The following is an 18,180-nucleotide window of genomic DNA, read 5'->3' on the forward strand; positions in this document are numbered from 1 at the left end:
TCTTCTTTGTATTTTAGAACCATTTAAGGATTTATTTTCTTCTTAAAAATAAATAATAATCTAAATAATTTTGAATTTAGATTAGTTTTATAGCTTTTAAGGCTTTTTGAATCAATATAGCTGCAGTAAGCCCAGCTCCAACAAAAACTAAGTAAAAAAGAATTCCCATTTGATTTAAAAGTTTCATCTAATGATAGAACATCCAGTGCTTTATCCATAAAATTTGTTAATTCAATCTTGTATGTACTCTTCTCCAGTTTTGAGACATTGCTCTGCACGCTGTAATTCACGACCAATGTAAATCGCATGATCTAATCGACTTAGAGGATATGGGCCATCACCCTCAGAGATTTGAATACCTACTTCCTTGGCTGTTTTTCCTCTAAATATGTTACTTGGTTGGTTTGGACTTTTTGTTGAACAACCAATTGGCTGTCCTGTTTCAGGATCAACAGCGCGACCTTTGTGATCAATATTATTCAAATAATGTTCAAGTATTAACTCATTAGTTAAAGTCTCAATTTTAATTAAGAAATAACCCTTTGGATCTAGTTCAATGTGACGCTTAGATAATTTATCGTCTATTTGCTTTATTGATTGAATAAATTTTTCTTGTAGATCTAGATGCTTCATTTTTTTAATTTACAAATTAAAAATAAATACATAAGTCTATATATATTGTTTTTTACTTGATGGGTTTTGCGTGTCAAATATTTATCCAGATATAAAGCTTTTTAAGATTAAAAATATAAGTAAATTTACAAAAATAAAAGATAAATAAACAACACCTGGATTTTTTAGACCTGCCGGTGCTGTTAGCTCGTAGCCAAAAAGAGTAATAACCCCCTGAGTGCCTTTGTCTTTATAGCTAAAAATACCTTTTGCGAAGAATGGTTTTTCTACATTAGAATCGTTTTCACTTTGTTGTATGGAATCTGATTCATCTTTCTCAGGAGAATCTAGTAAATTGTTGTCTGTCATTTAGATTAATTCTTTAATTTTCTGAAGTTACTATGTATTTGATAGGTTTGGCTCTTCATACTTAAAAGGTACTTCATTATTTGTAGCGTTTATTTGATCAAGCATTAACTTATTTGCTTTTGGTAGCCATTCTCTTATTAATGAGTCCATGGGTAAGTTGTACCATCTATGAAGACTTGCATTCGGTTTAGCAATAAAACCTCTTCGTTTTTTGTGATTCCCGCCCGCTCCAGGATCAAAATATTTTATTTTATTTGCTATTGCCCACTCAATCGGGGAGTAATAACAAGCTTCAAAATGTAAATTATCTATATGTTTTTCTGCTCCCCAATATCGTCCCCAAAGCATATTTTCATTTTTCACGCATAATGACATTCCAATTGTTTTATCAATTCCTTCTTCTTTTGCATCAAATAAAACAATATTTTCTTTGAGTTCTGTTGATGTAAGTTCAGTGAAAAATGATTCAGTGAGGTATTTGCTACCCCATACTCCCCATCTTGAACAATGAAGCTCATAAAAATAATGCATTTTTTTTAAATTCATTACATTGATTTGAGATCCACTTAGAGGTTCAATTTTTACTCCACATTTTTTTATACTTTCTCTTTCTCTCTTAATATTCCTACGTTGATTGGAATTAAATTTTTGTAAAAAGTCCGAAAAACTTTTTTCTTCATTCAATTTTAACAAACTTTGTTGATTGACCCATTTGGCGCAATTTAGAGATTCAGCTATTTCCATCCAATTAGGATCTACATATAAAAAATTACAACTAAGGATTCCATTATGCTTAGCAAAACTATCAATTTCAGAGATTAATATTTGTGTGAGGTCTATCTCATTAACTCCATCTGCAAAAAGAAAGCGATAACCTTCTATTGGACTTAATGGACTCATTCCAATTAGTTTTGGATAATATTGAAGCCCCATATCTCCAGCTAGTTGAACAAAGGCATTGTCAAAAATAAATTCTCCATAGCTATGAGATTTAAGATAGAGAGGTGCACATGCAATTAAATCATTTTCACTCCACGCAGAGAGAAATAATGGTTGCCATCCATATTTTTTGCTAACACTTTTTGATCTTTCTAATGCATTTAACCAATCCCATTTATAAAAAGGAGTTGAACTTTCTTTTAAGAAATTATTCCAAATAGTTTTAGGAATTTCTTGGATTGTTGCATGCCATTTGATTTTGATATTGTTCATTTCTTTTATACTAATTCTATATTTAGGATAAATTATTTCTAAAATATCTGATAAGTAATTCATTATTACCGAGCTTTTTACTTTCTTTTAGAATCCAGTTATTTTTTTTATTCATAATTGTATTTAAGTTTCTTAATTCAGATGAAACCCAGCAGTAATCCCCTCCTATAACAAGAGGTGTAATGGTGATTTGTAATTCATCTATTAGATCCTCTAAAAGAAAGGCTGAAATAAGATTTGCGCCTCCTAGTAATACAATTTTTGCAATTCCTTTTTGATACAAATCATCAAGAGAATCACGCCAAGTGCTCTTTAAAATTATTTTTTTATCGAATCTATTAGGAAGCATAATTTCATTTTCTTTATCTTGCGATTGGATTAACCATTTTTGAAGAGGTTGTTGAAAAAAAAGCCAATTTTCTGGAAAATCTATTTGATTGCTAGCTATAAGAGCAATTGGCTGTTCTTTCTTTCCTTCTGAAGTTCTTTGCTTTAACAAGCTTTTATTTTTAATGATACAAATTGATTGATGATCTCTCAGCGTTTGCCCTCCCATTAAAATCCCATCTGACCAAGCAAGTGATTCTTCTAAAACTAAACGATCACCAGATTGACCTAATTGTGTTTTCCCTCCCTCTGGATATGCGATACGTCCATCAATACTGGAAGCTAAAACTAACTTAACCCATTTTTTTTTCAATTATCTCAGCAAACCAACCTGATTCTTTGAGTCCTTAGTATCGATCTTAGATTCAGGTACGTTTGCATAAACTTCAGCTGCATTATTTGGACTTTCTTGAAGTTTTATCTTATATAAATTAGCCCCAATAGCATTAATTGGATTAGTTAATTTATCTGAAATGTGTAATGCAATATTTTCAGCTGTAGGTACGCAATTTGCAAAATAAGGAATATCTTTATTTAAAAAGGTATGGTCAAAAGGCTCTACAATTAAATCATTTATTAAACTATTTAATGCTGATAAATCACATATCATTCCTGTTCTAGGATTAATCTTTCCTTTGACAGTTATATCTACTAAGTAATTGTGACCATGTCCATTAGGTCGAGCACATTTTCCGAATATTTTTTCGTTTTCAGTTTGAGGTAGGTCTTCTCTAGCTAAGCGATGAGCAGCTGAAAAGTGTGTTTGAACTGTTAAATAAGCATCCATAGAATTTCCTTGATAATCAGCCCAGAGTTTTAGGTTTTCGTATAGACGAAGAGATTTTAGGGGTAAGTGAGATTTAAGACGCTCCCATATAATACGAACTAAACTTTCAGTTGTGGGAAGACAACCTTCTGGCTTAGAAAGGTCAAACTCTGGCCATGTGTCATTTAAAAAACGAAAGTCAAGTTGACTTGTTACTTCATTTTTTATTGCATGTTTTACATCTGAAAGGTTTAGGACCATACCATATTTATTAAGATCTCCTTCCATGGTTACGATTAACTCGTAATTATGTCCGTGGCCAGGAGCTATTGAGCATGGGCCAAACAAAGCTGAATTATCATCATCAGATAATTCAGGAAGCCTATAAAGGTGGCTTGCGCTAAAGCAGGCTCGCCTTGTAATTACACAGCTTCTGCCCTCTCCGTGAGGGAAATTAGATGTGATCGCTTCCATAAATTTTTCACATCAATACACATCCTAATAACTTTTAGTTACTTCTGTCTTTATGGCCGTTCAATCAACCCTTGAAACTCTTAAAGAAAAGTTAGGTGGTCGAAATCTATTTTTAATAGGAATGATGGGTTCTGGCAAAAGTCAAGCGGGACCAGTTCTAGCAAAAATGATCAATTATGCTTTTGTTGATACTGATGATGTTATAGAAAAAGCTTCTAAGCAATCTATCTCATCTATTTTTGAAAAAGATGGAGAAAAAGTCTTTAGGGATGTTGAAAAAAAAGTTTTAAAAGAAATTAGTCAACATCATTCGCTTGTAATTGCTACGGGAGGTGGTTTAGTTACATTGCCTGAAAACTGGGGTATTCTTCATCAAGGAATAGTTATTTGGTTAGATCTTGATTTAAAACGTTCAATTCAACGATTAGAAAGTGATAAAAAGAAACGCCCCTTACTAATTGGGGATGATTTAGCTGAGAATTTTAGTCAGATTTATGAAAGTAGAAAACCAATATATTCAGAGTCAGATTTGAGAATAGAAATTGAGGATCAATCTCCATATGAGGTCGCAACTATGATCGCTGAACATTTGCCAAGCATCCTTATTGACCCGGAGACTCAAGCCGAACAGCGTACCATTGAATTGTAAAACCTTTTTTGATTTCTAGGTCGCAGGCTGTATCAAGCAAATGTTGCGCAGCTTCTGCTATTGAAGACTTACACTCAAGATCTAATGGTAAAGAATCGAATTTATTTAACCAAGATTGAAGCCATAAAAGAGTTTGTTCTTTATCCAGGAATTGTTCACTTTCGCCAGGAACCAAAACAACATAATTATCCATTTCTCTAATTAACGGATCAGACATGAGACAGAAACTTTTCTTTTTTTTGATTTCTATTTTAATTATTTTTACTTACACAGGTCCAATACTCGCTGACAGTATTCTTGAAATAAAGAATTTTCAATCATCTAAGCTTTCCGAACGCAAATTAATCTGGCCTGATTGGCGACTTCCTTCTGCTATTAAGCGCCCAAGATTGAAAGATGATTTAATTTACCCTGATTGGTTTGAAGGTGTATGGAATGTTACTAGCGAGATAGAAAGTGAGCAGAATCAAGAACCTATTACTCATTCAGCTAAATTTATTCAAAACACCGCTGGTGATTTAGTTGCTGACCGTGAATACAACACTCAGGCTTATGCTTTGAGCACAAAGACTGGTGGTTTTTTATCAGTAAAGAATGATCCTAAATCTCCTAATCGTCAGTTTGCTAAATTAACGGAAGATAGGTATTTAGAGACAAAAATTATAGGCAGACTTCAAGAGAAAATAGACAATAATATTTTTATTACTGATGAATTAATTTTACAAATTTTACATACTCCAGAATTTAGCCGTGTTAGCCAGGTCGAAACATTAACTGAATTTAAAAAATGCGGATCTAATAAAACTGATGAAATAAATTTGAGTGATTTTAATATTTGCGGAGAACAATTTCAGGCGATTTACAATCAACCTGGGCAAAATTTGATTTCTTTGCCTATTAAAACAGAGAAATCTAAATTAATACTTAGAAAGAGCTATGATTATTAATTTTTTCCAATTGATCTTCAATTGAGTCTCGCCAGTTGAAAAGATTTTTAAGACTTGGATCATTTATGTATAAAGAACAACCTTTGCCTGTAAGATTTTCTCCAGATGAATTTGGAAATTTGAGTAGCGATAAGTGTGATGCTACGCCAATATCAGCAATAGAAAGCTTTTCTCCAATAAGATAGTTTTCTTGATCAATTAAATTTGATAGATACTCTAAATTTGATTTTAGAGATTCCTTCTCTTTCTGGTTTATTAATCCAGATATCTGACTAGTAATCTTTGTAGGAAGATTAAAAAGAAGTTTTTTCATAGAATCCGAAATTTCGTTGGGAAATAAAGAGGAAATCAATTTTGGATTCTTCGTAAGTTCTTCTAAAAAGATAATTTTTATTGATTTTGCCAAAGTTGTATCTGCCCAATTCTCAATTATTTGGGCTTGAGAAGCTTTCTTTTCATCCTCTGGAATTAATTTTGGTTCTATTTCAATTTTCTCTAAGTGTCGTATTATTGAACTTGAGTCATGGATTGTTGTTTCCTTATCAAAAAGCACGGGTAATTTTCTTTGCCCTGTTTTTTGAAAGATATCTATTTGCCCTATGGCTGGAGTTATCTCAACGGTTCTATATTCAAGCTTTTTAGCAGCTAAAGCCATTCTTACTTTTAAACAATAAGGTGAGTGCCTAAATTGATGAAGCTCCAACATTTTATGTTCTTTCAAATGGTTAGCAGAGTAGCTATTAATTCAGTCTTTTGGTGGTGAAAAATGGGTGAGTTTTTTTCTAATGTTTCTAGATATCCCAAATATCTCATCACCATAGTTTTGGGGGTTTTCACTGCTGCACTTTCTCCATTAATTAAAAGAGGTAGTAATCCGATCACAGCGATTGCTCTCGTTGGGGCATTGTTAAGTGGACTTCTGACAATAATTTTCTTATTAAAGGCTATGGCTTTTCCGGTACCAATTACTTAGTTATGGCTAATTCAAGAAGGGTAGAAAAGTTAGCAGCTTTACTTAAAAGAGAAGTTAGTGAACTTTTAGTCCATGGTGTTAGAGATGAAAGAATTCATCAAGCTATGATTACGATTACATCTGTTGAAGTCTCAGGTGACTTGCAACATGCAAAAATTTTTATAAGTCTTTTTGGTGAAGACAAAAAAAAAGCTGAAGTACTATTGGGTTTAGAGGAAGCGAAGGGATTTGTTCGTGCTGAGCTTGCTCGAAGGCTTCAAATGAGAAGATCTCCTGAGCTTGTTTTTAAGATTGATAAAGGAATGACAAAAGGTCCAGCAGTTTTAGATCTTCTCAATTCATTGGAGCTTGAACGAAACAGAAAAGACAAAAGTAAAGACTTATAGATTAATCAAAATTTTTGATGAATAAATCTGATCTTAGAAGACAAGTTGCTGAATTATTTATAGTTCGAGCAAGTGGATTTAATCTTGATTCACAACGTTTATATCCTAACTTAGAGGAATCTAATTCAAGTCTAAAGAGACTTTTAGAAGAAGGTGTTGGCGGAGTTATTTTTCTAGGAGGAACAGTAAAAGAATTAGAAATTCGTTGCAATATCTTAAAAAAATGGTCTGGTAAACGCCTTCTCTTGTGTGCTGATATTGAGGAAGGTGTTGGTCAAAGATTTCATGGAGGAACAAAGTTCATTCCTCCAATGGGTATCGCTCAGATTTATAAAAAAGATCATAATTTAGGAATATCTATTGCTGAGAAAATAGGGTATTTTACAGCTAAAGAAGCAAAAAATATTGGTTTGAATTGGCTATTAGCACCAGTCTGCGATATCAATAACAATTCAAATAATCCGGTTATAAATCTAAGAGCTTGGGGAGAAGAGGCTGAAACAGTAAAAAGTTTAACTTGTGCTTTTCAGAGAGGTGTTTCTAGATCAAAAATACTGACTTGTGCGAAACATTTTCCCGGGCATGGAAATTCCGAAGTTGATTCTCACTTGGATTTGCCAGAAATACATAATGACTTATCTAAATTAGAGAAATTTGAATTGATTCCATTTGAATCTTTAATCAACCAAGGAGTTAATAGTGTCATGATTGGGCATTTACTTTTTCCAAAGATTGATCCTATTTATCCTGCAACACTTTCAAAAAGACTGGTTACTGAATTATTACGTATCAAATTTAAATATGATGGTTTAATCGTCAGCGATGCTTTAGTTATGAATGCAATATCTAATAAATATAGTAGTGGTAAAGCTGCAGTAATGGCTTTCGATGCAGGAATTGATTTGATTATGATGCCAAAAAATATTGGCGAGGCAATTGATTCTCTTACTGATGCTTTTTATTCAGAAAAAATTTCTTTAGAAAAGTTGCATATGTCTAGAGAAAGAAGAAAAAAACAACTTGATTTAATTAGTAATGAAAATGATTTAGTAGAAGAATTGAAGCATGAAGATGTTAAGACTAAATTTTTAGTTGATGCTTATAGATTTAGTAATTCTATAATAAAAAATTCAATTTGCTTAAGAGGAGAAAGTACTATAAAGGCTAAAGTTAATGATATTAATCTCATACAGGTTGACAATTTTGATCAAGCTTCTAACAAGTTTTTCCCTGCATTAAATTTACCTAAGGCAGTAGGCTTTAGAAATTTAATTATACATCCACTAGGCATCAGTCCATGGCAAGATAGTAATAAAAGGTTTTTAGAATTAGGGCGATTTGGTAATAGTAAAATTCTTCTTCAGCTTTTTGTAAGAGGTAAACCATTTATAGGATCAGAATATCATAATGATCATTGGATAGACGCTATAAAAAATTTAGAAATTGAGGAAAGATTATCAGGAATTGTAATATATGGATGTCCATATTTATATGATAAAATAAAGAAAAATATTCATGAATCTATCCCTTTAGCTTATAGTCCTAGTCAAATAGAGGAGGCACAAACTCAAATTTTAAGTCGTATTTTGCAATCAAAAATAGTTCAAAAGGAAGTTGATGAAAAATCAAGTAAAGAATTTACTGATTGAAAATTGTTTAATAGAGAATCTAGTACTTAAGAAAAACCTTATCATTGTTTAAATAATTGCATAGTGATTCTTTAGACTTCCTAGAAAGAAGCATATAGAAATGGCTTTAACCGACAAGAAGATAATTATTACTCGTGCCAAAGAACAGATTTCAGAGGCTCGTAAGATCTTTCGAGAAAATGGAGCTGAGGTATTCGATCTTCCTTCATTAGTGATTGGACCTCCAGATGACTGGGCTCCTTTAGATGATGCCTTAAAGGAAATTGCTACCTTTGACTGGATCATTTTTTCTAGCTCAAATGGTGTTAGAAATGTTGAAGATAGACTGAAAGAAATAGGATTATCTTTATCGAAAATTCCCAAGACTATTCAAATTGCTGCTGTCGGTAGAAAAACAGCTTCTTTGTTATCAGATATTGATGCAAAGATTAGTTTTGTTCCTCCTAGTTTTGTTGCAGATAGCTTGGTTGAATATTTCCCTCAGAATCCAAAAGGTTTAAAACTATTCATTCCGAGAGTACAAACCGGAGGTAGATCAATATTATTTGACTCTTTTAAATTAAAAGGAGCAGAAGTTACTGAAGTAGCTGCTTATGAATCTTCTTGTCCTAAAGATATGCCTCAAAAGACTATAGAGGCTTTGAATACTGGGGAAATAGATATTATTGCTTTTACTAGTGGTAAAACAGTAAAAAATACTGTCAGCTTATTTAAAAAATACTTTGGTGAAAATTGGTTGACATTAATCGAAAGGATTAAACTTGTTTCGATTGGACCCCAAACAACTATTAGCTGTAAAAACCATATTAGAAAACCTGATAAAGAGGCTTATCCACATGATCTAGATGGATTATTAAAAGCTTGTTTGGAATTACAATTTAATTAAATTTATGCAGATTTTTCGACAAGATCTTTAAAACCATCAAGATTTTTTTGTAATTCTTTTGTGACCATTCCTCCAAGAATATTTTCTTTCATTAGATTTGCTAAAACTTGAGGTAATTCATAAGATATTTTTAATTTAACCACAGTTTTAGTGCTCTCTTCATTGTAAAAGCGTACTGAACCCTTGGTAAGTAAACCACCAACTGATTTCCATTCCAATTTCTCTGCTTCTACTCTCTCAGTGATTTGAGCTTTCCATTTAAAACGAAAGCCATTAGCTGCAAGTGTCCATTCTGTTAAATCAGGAAGTGTCGAGGTTTTTTCATCGACTGTCTTAACCGATTCAATCCAAGTCATCCACAAAGGCATCGAATCTAAATCACTCCAAAACTTCCAGACAAGTTCAACTGGAGCATGAATTTCACTTATCACTGTGTGATCAAGCCACTTTCCCATTTCTCAAGCAACCGAAGAATTTTTTGCTAGTGAAACAGACTTTGAGAGCATTGCTGAAGCAGCAAGATGACCACTCATTGTTGCTCCTTCCATAGAGTCAATGTAATCCTGTTTTGTGTAACTGCCTGCTAAGAAGAAATTACTAAAAGAGGTTTTTTGATCTGGTCTATATGGTTCCATTCCAGGTGCCTCTCTGTAGAGAGAATGAGAAACTTTGACCACATTGCTCCATAAAAGCTGCAAGCCTTTGGAAGAAGGGAAAAGTGTCCTTACCTGTAGATCAGTATGTTTTACAATTTCATCTGAGGGCTTGGTAATCCAGGGATCTCCAGGCGTTAAAACACATTGAAGTAGTGAGCCCTGACCATCTTTTTTATAGTCTTCTGGGCTTGATAAGGCTAAATCAGCAAAACAACTAAAATCAGCATCGGCTGTGTATAGCAAATTGTCTAAACCAGATGGACTTTTTAGATTAATTTGAGCTTTTTTATTATTAATCTCTGTTACCCAGCCATCGTATCTAAGTTGTACCGTTGCGACTGGTACAGCATCAAGATTGAAAAGTGAGTCAAACTCTTTAAAACGTCTCCATGATCTAGGAATTATTCTTTTAATACCAGATACATCGCAAGCAGCTAAATATTTGTCTGCTTTAATTTTTTGTTCACCATCTGGAGTTTGAAGAGTTAATCCAGTCACGCATGGTTGGTCGGAATCCTCTGAATGAATTTCTTTAACAATATTCTCTAAGTGAAGTTTTCCACCTCTTTGTTCAATGTAATTGAGTATTGGCTTCGTGAGCCATTTGTGTGGTGAGCCCTTCAATAGGTTGAGCTTGGATGCCTCTGTTTTTGAAGCGAACATCATAAAGATGGTAAGCATGCATCTGGCTGAAATAGCTTCGCAATCAATGAATCCCAGAGCATATGCAATGGGATTCCACATCCTTTCTATACTATTTAGGCTTCCTCCATGATTTAAGAACCATTGTTTAAAGCTTATGGAATCAAGTGAGCGTATTGTTTTCATCGCCCCCTCATAGTCAATAAGCCCTCTCACAATTGGACTTGTCCCAAGAGCAAGAGCATTCCTTAGTTTGTCAATCCAATTTAATTGAGGTGTAGTGAAGAAGGCTTTTAAACCGTTGAAAGGAGCTCCTGCAAAAAATCGAAAATCAAGTGACTTGATGTCACCGCCCTTGTTAACAAAAAGGTGAGTGTGGTCTTTTGGTAAAAGATTTTCAAATGCCCCTACTTTTCTCATTAAGGCAAACAGATTGGCATAGTTGAAAAAGAACACATGCAAGCCCATCTCTATATGATTGCCATCGGAATCTTCCCAGCTTCCAACTTTACCTCCAATAAATGGTTTTGCCTCATATAGGTCGACCTCATGTCCTTCATCAACAAGGTCAACTGCAGCAGTCAATCCTGCTAAACCTGCACCTATTATTGCGATTTTCACTCGTTTAATTAGATGGATACACTAACTCTATGAATAAAAACTCGTTTTTGGCACTTTTAAAATCGAATATAATTAATAGAGTGTTATTAAAGTTCAGAAAAACAATGAGTGAATCAAACGCACCGCCCGAAACTCATAAAGCTCAAGGTGGCAAGGGAGTACTTATCACAACTCCTGCATTAGATCAGTTAGCTAGACTTTGCAAAGAACAAGGTTCAGGGAAACTATTGAGAGTTGGAGTGCGTTCAGGAGGATGCAGTGGTATGAGTTACACAATGGATTTTGTGTCCGCTGATGAGATTCAAAAAGATGATGAAGTTTATGAATATTCAGTAGGTGGCAGCTCTTTTAAAGTGATTTGTGATCCCAAGAGTCTTTTGTATATATATGGTATGCAGTTAGATTTCAGTACAGATTTAATTGGTGGAGGCTTTAACTTTACTAATCCTAATGCATCACAAACTTGTGGCTGTGGAAGTTCCTTTGCAGTTTAACTTTAACTAAAAGAATATAAAAATTAACAATGGATCAATCAGAGGAAAGTCTTTTTGAAGAGGCTCTAAATCGCTATAAAGCTGGTTCACCAGCAGATGAATTGATTGAAGATTTTCAGAAAATAACTTCTACTACTCCAAATAATGCTGCTGCATGGACATGCTTGTCTTGGCTGCAGTTGTTATGTGATTCGCCTCAGGAAGCCTTGCGGTCTGCGCGATATGCCGTGAAACTTAACGGTCAAGATCCACAGTCAAGAATAAATTTAAGTCTTGCCTTGTTAGAGACTAATTCTAAAGGAGTTAGAGATCATATTGATTATGTGAAAAGGGCTATGTTCGTTCTTCCTGAATTAGAAAAAGAATTAAAAGAATCATTTGAAGATGGTCTCTCACGGAAACCTAATTGGAAAACATTACTTAAAATCAAAAATTGGTTAGATCTTTGATTTCTAATTAGATCTCATCAAATAATTTTTAAGATAATATTGCTTTAAAAGCGTCATTAATTGTGGGGAAACTGAATTTAAATTTGAGTTTTTTCAATCTTTGAGGTTTGACATTTTGTCCCTCTAAGACGACACGAGCGCCATCTCCTAAAATTAACTTCAATATTGGCCCTGGTACTGCTAGAAGACTTGGTCTGCCAAGTGCTTGACCAAGTGAATTAGAGAATTCATTCATTCGTACAGGATTTGGTGCAACCCCATTGACAACCCCAGACCAAGCAGAATTCTTTACACTTTCGTTAATAAGATTACAAAGATCTGTTCTGTGTATCCAGCTCATCCATTGTTTTCCATCTCCTATAGGACCTCCAAGACCTGCTCTAAAAATTGGAAGCATTTTTCCTAGTGCTCCGCCATCTTTGGCTAATACGATGCCAATTCTTACAATTAGAAGGCGAGTCGCTCTTGGTTTGCTTTTGGCACTAGATTCCCATTCTTTACAGAGATTTGCTAGAAAATCGTTACCTTGAATATTGTCTTCATTGAATTCAGTTTGAGGATTTGAGCCATAAAAACCAATTGCCGATGCATTAATAAGCACTTTGGGGGGTTTTCTAAGATTTCGAAGGTTTTTAATCAGATTCTTTGTTGTCTCTATGCGACTATTAGTAATTTGTTTACAGTGATCGGTTGTCCATCTTTTTTCAGCAATAGGTTCGCCAGCGAGATTGATCACCCCTTCGCAGCTTTTAAGGCAAGTTTGAATTTCTTCTTGATCCCAAGACGAAGACTCCGCTGGATTCATTTGTATGACATTGATGCTTTGGTCATTAGCTATGGCTTTTAGCTTCGCTTTGGATTGTCTAGATATGACTGTGAGGTTGTGTCCTTCTCTACTTAGTAAAGGAATTAATTCTCTTCCGATAAAACCAGTGCATCCAGTAAGTAGTAATTTCATGATTTCTCTAATTAGATTTGATCAGCTTAGAGGGATTTTGATTAACTGATGGTCTTAGTCAATCAAGAATATTTTGGTTGTAGAATCTTTATTACCTAATGATATGATTTTTACTACTTTGTATTTACTGCTAATGTTTTCTTAAATCTTTGAATTAAGCCATTAGCCGTTTTTTATTAATTATTTAAAATGTCTGAACAAACCGAAAAAGTTGATGATTCGAAATTACCTCAAAAGATTATTAAGAAATTAAGAAAAGGAGACCTAGTAAAAGTTGACCGTGAACAATATATAAATAGTTTAGAATCTAAAGCAAGCGATAAAAATTTACCTGAATATATTTTTCAAGGTCCAGCAGAAGTTTTACTAATTAAAGGTGATTACTGTCAAGTCAGATGGAGAAGACCAGTTCCAGATGTTTGGATATCGTTAGATCACTTGATTTCATATTAGTCAATTAATTATAGATTTTATTTATAATATAAGCCATTCTTTTTTATTAGATTGTAAAAGTTTTCTTTTTCTCCTTGCTGCTGATATCATTGACCTGCCATCATGTAGATAATTATCCACATATCCCATTGTATAACGTTCTAATTCATTAAGCCCATCATCAACTTGAGAGAAGCAATGATAAAGATCTAAACTAAAATCTCTTAAAATAGAAGGGGTCACTATAGAAGAATAGATTTTCTTCACTTTTTTAATTTTATTTTTACTTTTTTCAAGATATGAGCAGAAAGAATCCATGAGAAATTCATCATAAGGATCGCCTGATAAGTCTTTAATTTTGGATGATAAGGGATTTATTATTTCTCCAAGTAATTTATCAATAGGTAGATATATAATTTGAAACCAATCTTTTATATCTTCGGATTTAGAATAATGATTAGTTTCTTTTTTATAAGTATCTTGCTTATATTTTTTAGGAATATTGAATGGATTTAAATCTTTGTGTTTTTTCTTTAATATTTCCCAAGCTGCGTTTATTTCTAGAATTACTTTTGCATCTCCTCCTTTATCTGGATGATGTATTTTAACAAGTTCTATATATGCTTTTTTAATATCCTCTAAGTTTGCAGTGGGCTTAACTTTTAATATTTGATATGGATCATTACTCATGGTTTAGAGATTATTTTTTTAGAGATACTCATTACCTTTAACTAGGTTTGTAGGGATAGAAGTAAACATAGTTGTTGAAAGATATCTTTCACCAAAGCTTGGCAAAATTACAACTAAGCGCTTTTTGTGAAATTCAGATTGGCTGCCGATTTTTAGTGCTGCCGCTACTGCAGCTCCACTGCTTACACCACTTAGTAATCCTTCTACTTTTGCAAGTTTTCTTCCTATTGCCATTGCCTCCTCATCTTTGATTTTTACTACTTCATCAATTTGACTCATATCTAACACATTAGGTATAAAACCAGCACCGATACCTTGAATAGCATGGGATCCTGGATTGCCTCCTGAGAGAACAGAACTAGATGAAGGCTCAACTGCAAAAATCTTAATATTTGGATTTTTTCGTTTTAAAAATCTGGCACAACCTGTAATTGTTCCTCCCGTTCCTACTCCAGCAACTAATCCATCAAGTTTTCCTTCGCAATCTTCCCATATCTCTTCAGCGGTAGTTTTTTCATGAATTTCAGGATTAGATAAGTTATCAAATTGCTGAAGCAAATACGAATTAGGTATTGAAGCCACTAATTCTTTAGCTAGTTTGATAGCACCTTGGATCCCTTCCTTGCCAGGAGTTAATTGAAGCTCTGCTCCAAATGCTCTTAACATTGAGCGTCTCTCAGTACTCATCGTGTCAGGCATTGTAAGGATGAGTCGGTATCCTTTTGATGCAGCCACCATGGCCAATGCGATGCCTGTGTTACCGCTAGTTGGCTCTATAAGAACAGTCTGTCCAGCTTTAATTGTGCCTTCTTTTTCAGCCGATTTCACCATTGCGCCAGCTATGCGATCTTTGACAGATGCAGTAGGGTTGAAACTTTCTAATTTAGCAATGATTTCTGCCTTGCAATTAGATTCATTTGGTAATCGATTTAGTTTGACCAGAGGTGTTTGGCCAACTAAAGCAGTTATATCATTAGCAATTGGCATGATCTTATTTTACAAACCATAATCTGTGTCGAGGCAAAAGTTATTTAGTAATTCAATTCTTTTTTCATAATGCTTGCACATTTGTTTTGCAAAAGCTTTATTGATCTTTTAGAGATATAAATAGATGGAATAATTTTTTGATATTGACTGAGAGCATTTCCCAAAACATTAAACCTCCAATCCTGTGGATTTTTCTTTTTTGGACCATAGCTTGTGGAATTGCATTTGTCTCTCTTGGGAATTTGCCTTTAAGAGATTTTGATGAAGCAACAGTGGCAAGAGTTGCTTTGGAATTGAACCAAAAAAGTGGACTAGATAGATTGTTACCCTCCATCTGGGATAAACCATATCTAAATAAACCTCCTGGTTTGCATTGGATAATATCTTTTGCTATTGGAATTAGGGCTGATTTTCAAAATAATTTTGATTTATTGCCCTCTGAATTTTGTATAAGATTTTTTCCAGCACTCTTATCTACTTTTGTTGTTCCATTGGGTGGATTGATTCAGTGGAATTTGCGCCCTAAAGATCGAATAGCTTGCATTACTACTTCAGCAATTTTATTGACTTTATTACCTATCATTAGGTATGGAAGAATGGCAATGCTTGATGGGACTCAGCTCAGTGCTATTGCACTTTTGTGGTTTTGCTTATCATCAATAAAAACGAATAGGTCAACTAAATATAATTTTTTAGGAGCAGGATTTACATGTAGTTTCATACTTTTACTTAAAGCTCCTGTCCTTATTCCTGCTTTATTTGCGTGTTTATTACCTTTAATTTGGGAAAACATATCAAAAAAAATTATAAATAATCTCTCATGGATATGGTTCATTTACGGGTTAATCCCTGGTTTTGCTTGGCATTTATGGAATCTATTATCATACGGTAAAGGTGCCTTATGGTTGTGGTGGGGAGATGGAGCAGGGAGAGTTCTATTTGAGAAAGGTTCTGGTAGTGAGCTTGGTGTTCTTGTCCCAATAATTGAAATATTTGAAGGGGGTTGGCCTTGGATTCTTGTATGGCCAATTGGTTTTTTATGGGCATGCTCTAGTCTCAATACTCGATGGGGGATTTGGGCTTTAACTACGCAGTTAGTTATTGCAGGAAGTATTTTCCCTCTAAAAATGCAATTGCCCTGGTATATTCATCCATTTTGGTTACCTTTTGCTTTATTGTGTGGCCCTCCAGTATCTTGGTTAATTCAAAGGCAAGACAGTAAGTATCAATTTTTGAAAACAATATTAAGAAAAATACCTTATATTATGTCTTTACTTGGATTATGTATATTTACATTTTCTTTGCTGGTCAAATTAAACTTTTTCAATTGGGGTGAGGGCGACTTCAATATAATTTTTTGGATAAGTGCAAGTTGGTTTATTGGAGGAATTTTATTAGCAAATTCTAGAAGGAATATAAGAAAAGCTGGTTTTATTGGAATAATTTTAGGAAGCACAATTGGTTTATTTTTATTTGTTAGATCTGACTTTTGGTTATGGGAAATAAATGAAAATTGGGATGTAAGACCTGTAGCTGAATTTATATCTAAGTTCCCTGATGAAAATATTTATATTAGAAATAGCTTTGAGCGGCCTAGTTTGAATTGGTACGCGCAAAAACAAATCAAAAGTTTAGACGATAAGAATCAAATGAAATGCATTGCGATTAAGGAAACTAATGATTGGGATCTTTATACATGTAATGATTAAATTAAATTAAATTTTATTATTAACATATTCTTCACTTATTCTGCTTTGGTTTGTAAGAATCAAATAACTATTGAATTTTCTAAAGTGTATTCTATTGAGCTTACTATTAAATTAAGTCCCTTACCTTTAATAGTACAGAGAAAAGAGCATGAAACTGCTCAAAGGCTTTATAATGAAGTCAAAGATACTATCCAAAATGGTAATCAAAAGGTAATAGAATTGACTTGTGAAAAAGTTGAAGATAAAAAAATTACTGTTCTTACTAGTGAAATTATAGCCGTACAAATTTATGAAAAAGCAAGTAGCAGTGGTAGTAGTAAGCGTCCAGGATTTTCATTTGAGAATTAAGATTAAGTAGGAGTGGTTCAATTTTGAAATCATCTGTATTTGCCGATTTGGAATTTGAAAATGTCTCTTTTTCATGGCCCAATGGAGACAAAGTTATTAATCAATGCTCTTTTTTAATTAGAAAACCTGGGTTATGGATGTTAGTTGGTGAAAATGGAAGTGGCAAAAGCACCTTGTTTAGTTTAATAAGTGGTGTCATTCGTCCAGAAAGTGGAAAAATTTTCTGTTCTTTTAAGCCATCTTTGGTTTATCAAAATCCAGATCATCAATTGCTCATGCCCACTTGTAAAAGTGAGTTAATGCTAAGCGTCCCTAAAACTATTCCTAATAGTGAGTTATTAAATTTGATTCAATCTGCTCTTGAAAAAGTTGATTTAGGGGAAATGTTGGATAGGCCTATACATACTTTAAGTGGTGGTCAAAAGCAGCGATTAGCTATTGCTGGTGCAATTGTCAGTAATGCAAATTTGCTTTTGTTAGATGAACCAACAGCTTTATTAGACCCTCAAAGTCAAAATTCAGTTTTAAAACTTGTCAAGAAATTGACAAGTTCCTCCGCTGATCCAATTACTGCAGTGTGGGTTACTCATCGATTGGAAGAATTATTTTTGTGTGATGGTGCTGCGATACTTAAAAGTGGCAGTATTAGTAAGTGGAAGACAGGTTCAAAAGTGTTCCAAGAATTAAAATCACTTGCCCTTAGGTAGCGGACAAGGGTAAATTCTTATTGTTGTAATCCTCGGTAGCTCAGCGGTAGAGCGATCGGCTGTTAACCGATTGGTCGCAGGTTCGAATCCCGCCCGGGGAGTTTAAAAAACTTGCATAAAAAATTTTTTACGAAATTTTTTATGCAAGTTTTTAGAGATCCTTAACAGTAGCCCCCC

The 18,180-nt window shown here is 33.8% G+C and carries 25 protein-coding genes and 1 tRNA gene; 13 read left to right on the top strand and 13 right to left on the bottom strand.

All coding sequences use genetic code 11. The annotated features are described in order from the left end of the window. Window positions 1–23: 23 nt before the first annotated feature. From AC6EJB_RS08745 to AC6EJB_RS08770, 6 genes are all read right to left on the bottom strand, one after another. The gene (locus AC6EJB_RS08745) at window positions 24–218 is read right to left on the bottom strand and encodes a hypothetical protein (RefSeq protein WP_498491026.1); all 195 of its coding nucleotides are present in this window, start codon (window positions 216–218) and stop codon (window positions 24–26) included. A gap of 13 nt (window positions 219–231) precedes the next feature. Continuing rightward, window positions 232–633 (bottom strand): DUF4346 domain-containing protein, encoded by a 402-nt coding sequence (locus tag AC6EJB_RS08750; RefSeq protein ID WP_498491028.1) that lies wholly within the window; start codon window positions 631–633, stop codon window positions 232–234. Between the two features lie 81 nt (window positions 634–714). Beyond that, window positions 715–981, bottom strand: a complete 267-nt coding sequence (locus tag AC6EJB_RS08755; RefSeq protein WP_498491029.1) for a hypothetical protein — start codon at window positions 979–981, stop codon at window positions 715–717. Window positions 982–1,011: 30 nt separating this feature from the next. Then, window positions 1,012–2,193 (bottom strand): GNAT family N-acetyltransferase, encoded by a 1,182-nt coding sequence (locus AC6EJB_RS08760; protein WP_498491031.1) that lies wholly within the window; start codon window positions 2,191–2,193, stop codon window positions 1,012–1,014. Window positions 2,194–2,215: 22 nt separating this feature from the next. Further along, entirely contained in the window at window positions 2,216–2,893 is a 678-nt protein-coding gene (locus tag AC6EJB_RS08765; protein WP_498491033.1) for a RibD family protein, read from the bottom strand. Further along, entirely contained in the window at window positions 2,894–3,820 is a 927-nt protein-coding gene (locus tag AC6EJB_RS08770; RefSeq protein WP_498491035.1) for a 6-carboxytetrahydropterin synthase, read from the bottom strand. It abuts the gene before it with no gap. 52 nt (window positions 3,821–3,872) lie between these two features. On the opposite strand from AC6EJB_RS08770, the gene AC6EJB_RS08775 reads away from it, so the two are divergent. Further along, the gene (locus AC6EJB_RS08775) at window positions 3,873–4,469 is read left to right on the top strand and encodes a shikimate kinase (protein WP_498491037.1); all 597 of its coding nucleotides are present in this window, start codon (window positions 3,873–3,875) and stop codon (window positions 4,467–4,469) included. On the opposite strand, the gene AC6EJB_RS08780 is transcribed toward AC6EJB_RS08775, so the two are convergent. Further along, on the bottom strand, window positions 4,423–4,686 hold the full coding sequence (locus tag AC6EJB_RS08780) for a CRR7 family NDH-1 assembly protein (RefSeq protein ID WP_498491039.1): 264 nt from the start codon (window positions 4,684–4,686) through the stop codon (window positions 4,423–4,425). The two genes, AC6EJB_RS08775 and AC6EJB_RS08780, sit on opposite strands and share 47 nt — an antisense overlap. Here AC6EJB_RS08780 and AC6EJB_RS08785 point away from each other — a divergent pair. Continuing rightward, on the top strand, window positions 4,685–5,416 hold the full coding sequence (locus AC6EJB_RS08785; RefSeq protein WP_498491041.1) for a DUF6816 family protein: 732 nt from the start codon (window positions 4,685–4,687) through the stop codon (window positions 5,414–5,416). The two genes, AC6EJB_RS08780 and AC6EJB_RS08785, sit on opposite strands and share 2 nt — an antisense overlap. Here the strand turns inward: AC6EJB_RS08785 and AC6EJB_RS08790 are convergent. Continuing rightward, on the bottom strand, window positions 5,394–6,122 hold the full coding sequence (locus AC6EJB_RS08790; protein ID WP_498493011.1) for a glutathione S-transferase family protein: 729 nt from the start codon (window positions 6,120–6,122) through the stop codon (window positions 5,394–5,396). The two genes, AC6EJB_RS08785 and AC6EJB_RS08790, sit on opposite strands and share 23 nt — an antisense overlap. Before the next feature lie 60 nt (window positions 6,123–6,182). Here AC6EJB_RS08790 and AC6EJB_RS08795 point away from each other — a divergent pair, with 60 nt between their 5' ends. The 4 genes from AC6EJB_RS08795 (at window position 6,183) to AC6EJB_RS08810 (ending at window position 9,310) form a co-directional block, all read left to right on the top strand. Further along, window positions 6,183–6,389 (top strand): DUF751 family protein, encoded by a 207-nt coding sequence (locus AC6EJB_RS08795; RefSeq protein ID WP_498491043.1) that lies wholly within the window; start codon window positions 6,183–6,185, stop codon window positions 6,387–6,389. A 2-nt stretch (window positions 6,390–6,391) separates the two neighbouring features. Next, a complete protein-coding gene (rbfA, locus tag AC6EJB_RS08800) occupies window positions 6,392–6,775 on the top strand; it encodes a 30S ribosome-binding factor RbfA (protein ID WP_498491044.1) in 384 nt (127 codons plus the stop codon). A gap of 17 nt (window positions 6,776–6,792) precedes the next feature. Further along, entirely contained in the window at window positions 6,793–8,424 is a 1,632-nt protein-coding gene (locus tag AC6EJB_RS08805; protein ID WP_498491046.1) for a glycoside hydrolase family 3 N-terminal domain-containing protein, read from the top strand. Window positions 8,425–8,524: 100 nt separating this feature from the next. Continuing rightward, window positions 8,525–9,310 carry a uroporphyrinogen-III synthase gene (locus tag AC6EJB_RS08810; RefSeq protein WP_498491048.1) on the top strand — a complete coding sequence of 262 codons (786 nt, stop codon included), beginning with the start codon at window positions 8,525–8,527 and terminating at the stop codon, window positions 9,308–9,310. 2 nt (window positions 9,311–9,312) lie between these two features. Here AC6EJB_RS08810 and AC6EJB_RS08815 read toward each other — a convergent pair whose 3' ends face one another. Both AC6EJB_RS08815 and zds read right to left on the bottom strand, forming a co-directional pair. Beyond that, entirely contained in the window at window positions 9,313–9,765 is a 453-nt protein-coding gene (locus AC6EJB_RS08815) for an SRPBCC family protein (RefSeq protein WP_498491049.1), read from the bottom strand. A 3-nt stretch (window positions 9,766–9,768) separates the two neighbouring features. Then, window positions 9,769–11,229, bottom strand: coding sequence for a 9,9'-di-cis-zeta-carotene desaturase (gene zds, locus AC6EJB_RS08820; protein WP_498491050.1), 1,461 nt, complete (start codon window positions 11,227–11,229; stop codon window positions 9,769–9,771). A gap of 104 nt (window positions 11,230–11,333) precedes the next feature. Here zds and AC6EJB_RS08825 point away from each other — a divergent pair, with 104 nt between their 5' ends. Beyond that, window positions 11,334–11,723, top strand: a complete 390-nt coding sequence (locus AC6EJB_RS08825) for a HesB/IscA family protein (RefSeq protein WP_498491051.1) — start codon at window positions 11,334–11,336, stop codon at window positions 11,721–11,723. Window positions 11,724–11,752: 29 nt separating this feature from the next. Next, a complete protein-coding gene (locus tag AC6EJB_RS08830) occupies window positions 11,753–12,172 on the top strand; it encodes a tetratricopeptide repeat protein (RefSeq protein WP_269624105.1) in 420 nt (139 codons plus the stop codon). A gap of 28 nt (window positions 12,173–12,200) precedes the next feature. Here the strand turns inward: AC6EJB_RS08830 and AC6EJB_RS08835 are convergent, their stop codons facing one another. Continuing rightward, window positions 12,201–13,130, bottom strand: a complete 930-nt coding sequence (locus tag AC6EJB_RS08835; RefSeq protein WP_498491052.1) for a TIGR01777 family oxidoreductase — start codon at window positions 13,128–13,130, stop codon at window positions 12,201–12,203. Between the two features lie 189 nt (window positions 13,131–13,319). On the opposite strand from AC6EJB_RS08835, the gene AC6EJB_RS08840 reads away from it, so the two are divergent. Beyond that, window positions 13,320–13,583 (top strand): NAD(P)H-quinone oxidoreductase subunit O, encoded by a 264-nt coding sequence (locus AC6EJB_RS08840; RefSeq protein ID WP_498491053.1) that lies wholly within the window; start codon window positions 13,320–13,322, stop codon window positions 13,581–13,583. A gap of 21 nt (window positions 13,584–13,604) precedes the next feature. Here the strand turns inward: AC6EJB_RS08840 and AC6EJB_RS08845 are convergent, their stop codons facing one another. Continuing rightward, complete coding sequence (locus AC6EJB_RS08845; RefSeq protein WP_498491054.1) at window positions 13,605–14,252, bottom strand: J domain-containing protein; 648 nt, start codon at window positions 14,250–14,252, stop codon at window positions 13,605–13,607. Window positions 14,253–14,270: 18 nt separating this feature from the next. Further along, window positions 14,271–15,239 (bottom strand): cysteine synthase A, encoded by a 969-nt coding sequence (gene cysK, locus AC6EJB_RS08850; protein WP_498491056.1) that lies wholly within the window; start codon window positions 15,237–15,239, stop codon window positions 14,271–14,273. Window positions 15,240–15,382: 143 nt separating this feature from the next. On the opposite strand from cysK, the gene AC6EJB_RS08855 reads away from it, so the two are divergent. From AC6EJB_RS08855 to AC6EJB_RS08870, 4 genes are all read left to right on the top strand, one after another. Continuing rightward, window positions 15,383–16,948, top strand: coding sequence for an ArnT family glycosyltransferase (locus AC6EJB_RS08855; RefSeq protein ID WP_498491058.1), 1,566 nt, complete (start codon window positions 15,383–15,385; stop codon window positions 16,946–16,948). Between the two features lie 84 nt (window positions 16,949–17,032). Further along, window positions 17,033–17,296, top strand: coding sequence for a UPF0367 protein family (locus AC6EJB_RS08860; RefSeq protein ID WP_498491060.1), 264 nt, complete (start codon window positions 17,033–17,035; stop codon window positions 17,294–17,296). A gap of 23 nt (window positions 17,297–17,319) precedes the next feature. Further along, window positions 17,320–18,003: an ABC transporter ATP-binding protein gene (locus tag AC6EJB_RS08865; protein ID WP_498491061.1), complete on the top strand. Its 684-nt coding sequence runs from the start codon at window positions 17,320–17,322 to the stop codon at window positions 18,001–18,003. A 29-nt stretch (window positions 18,004–18,032) separates the two neighbouring features. Next, a tRNA-Asn gene (locus AC6EJB_RS08870) sits at window positions 18,033–18,104 on the top strand. Window positions 18,105–18,180: the final 76 nt, after the last annotated feature.

The organism is Prochlorococcus sp. G4PB17 (genome assembly GCF_059772445.1).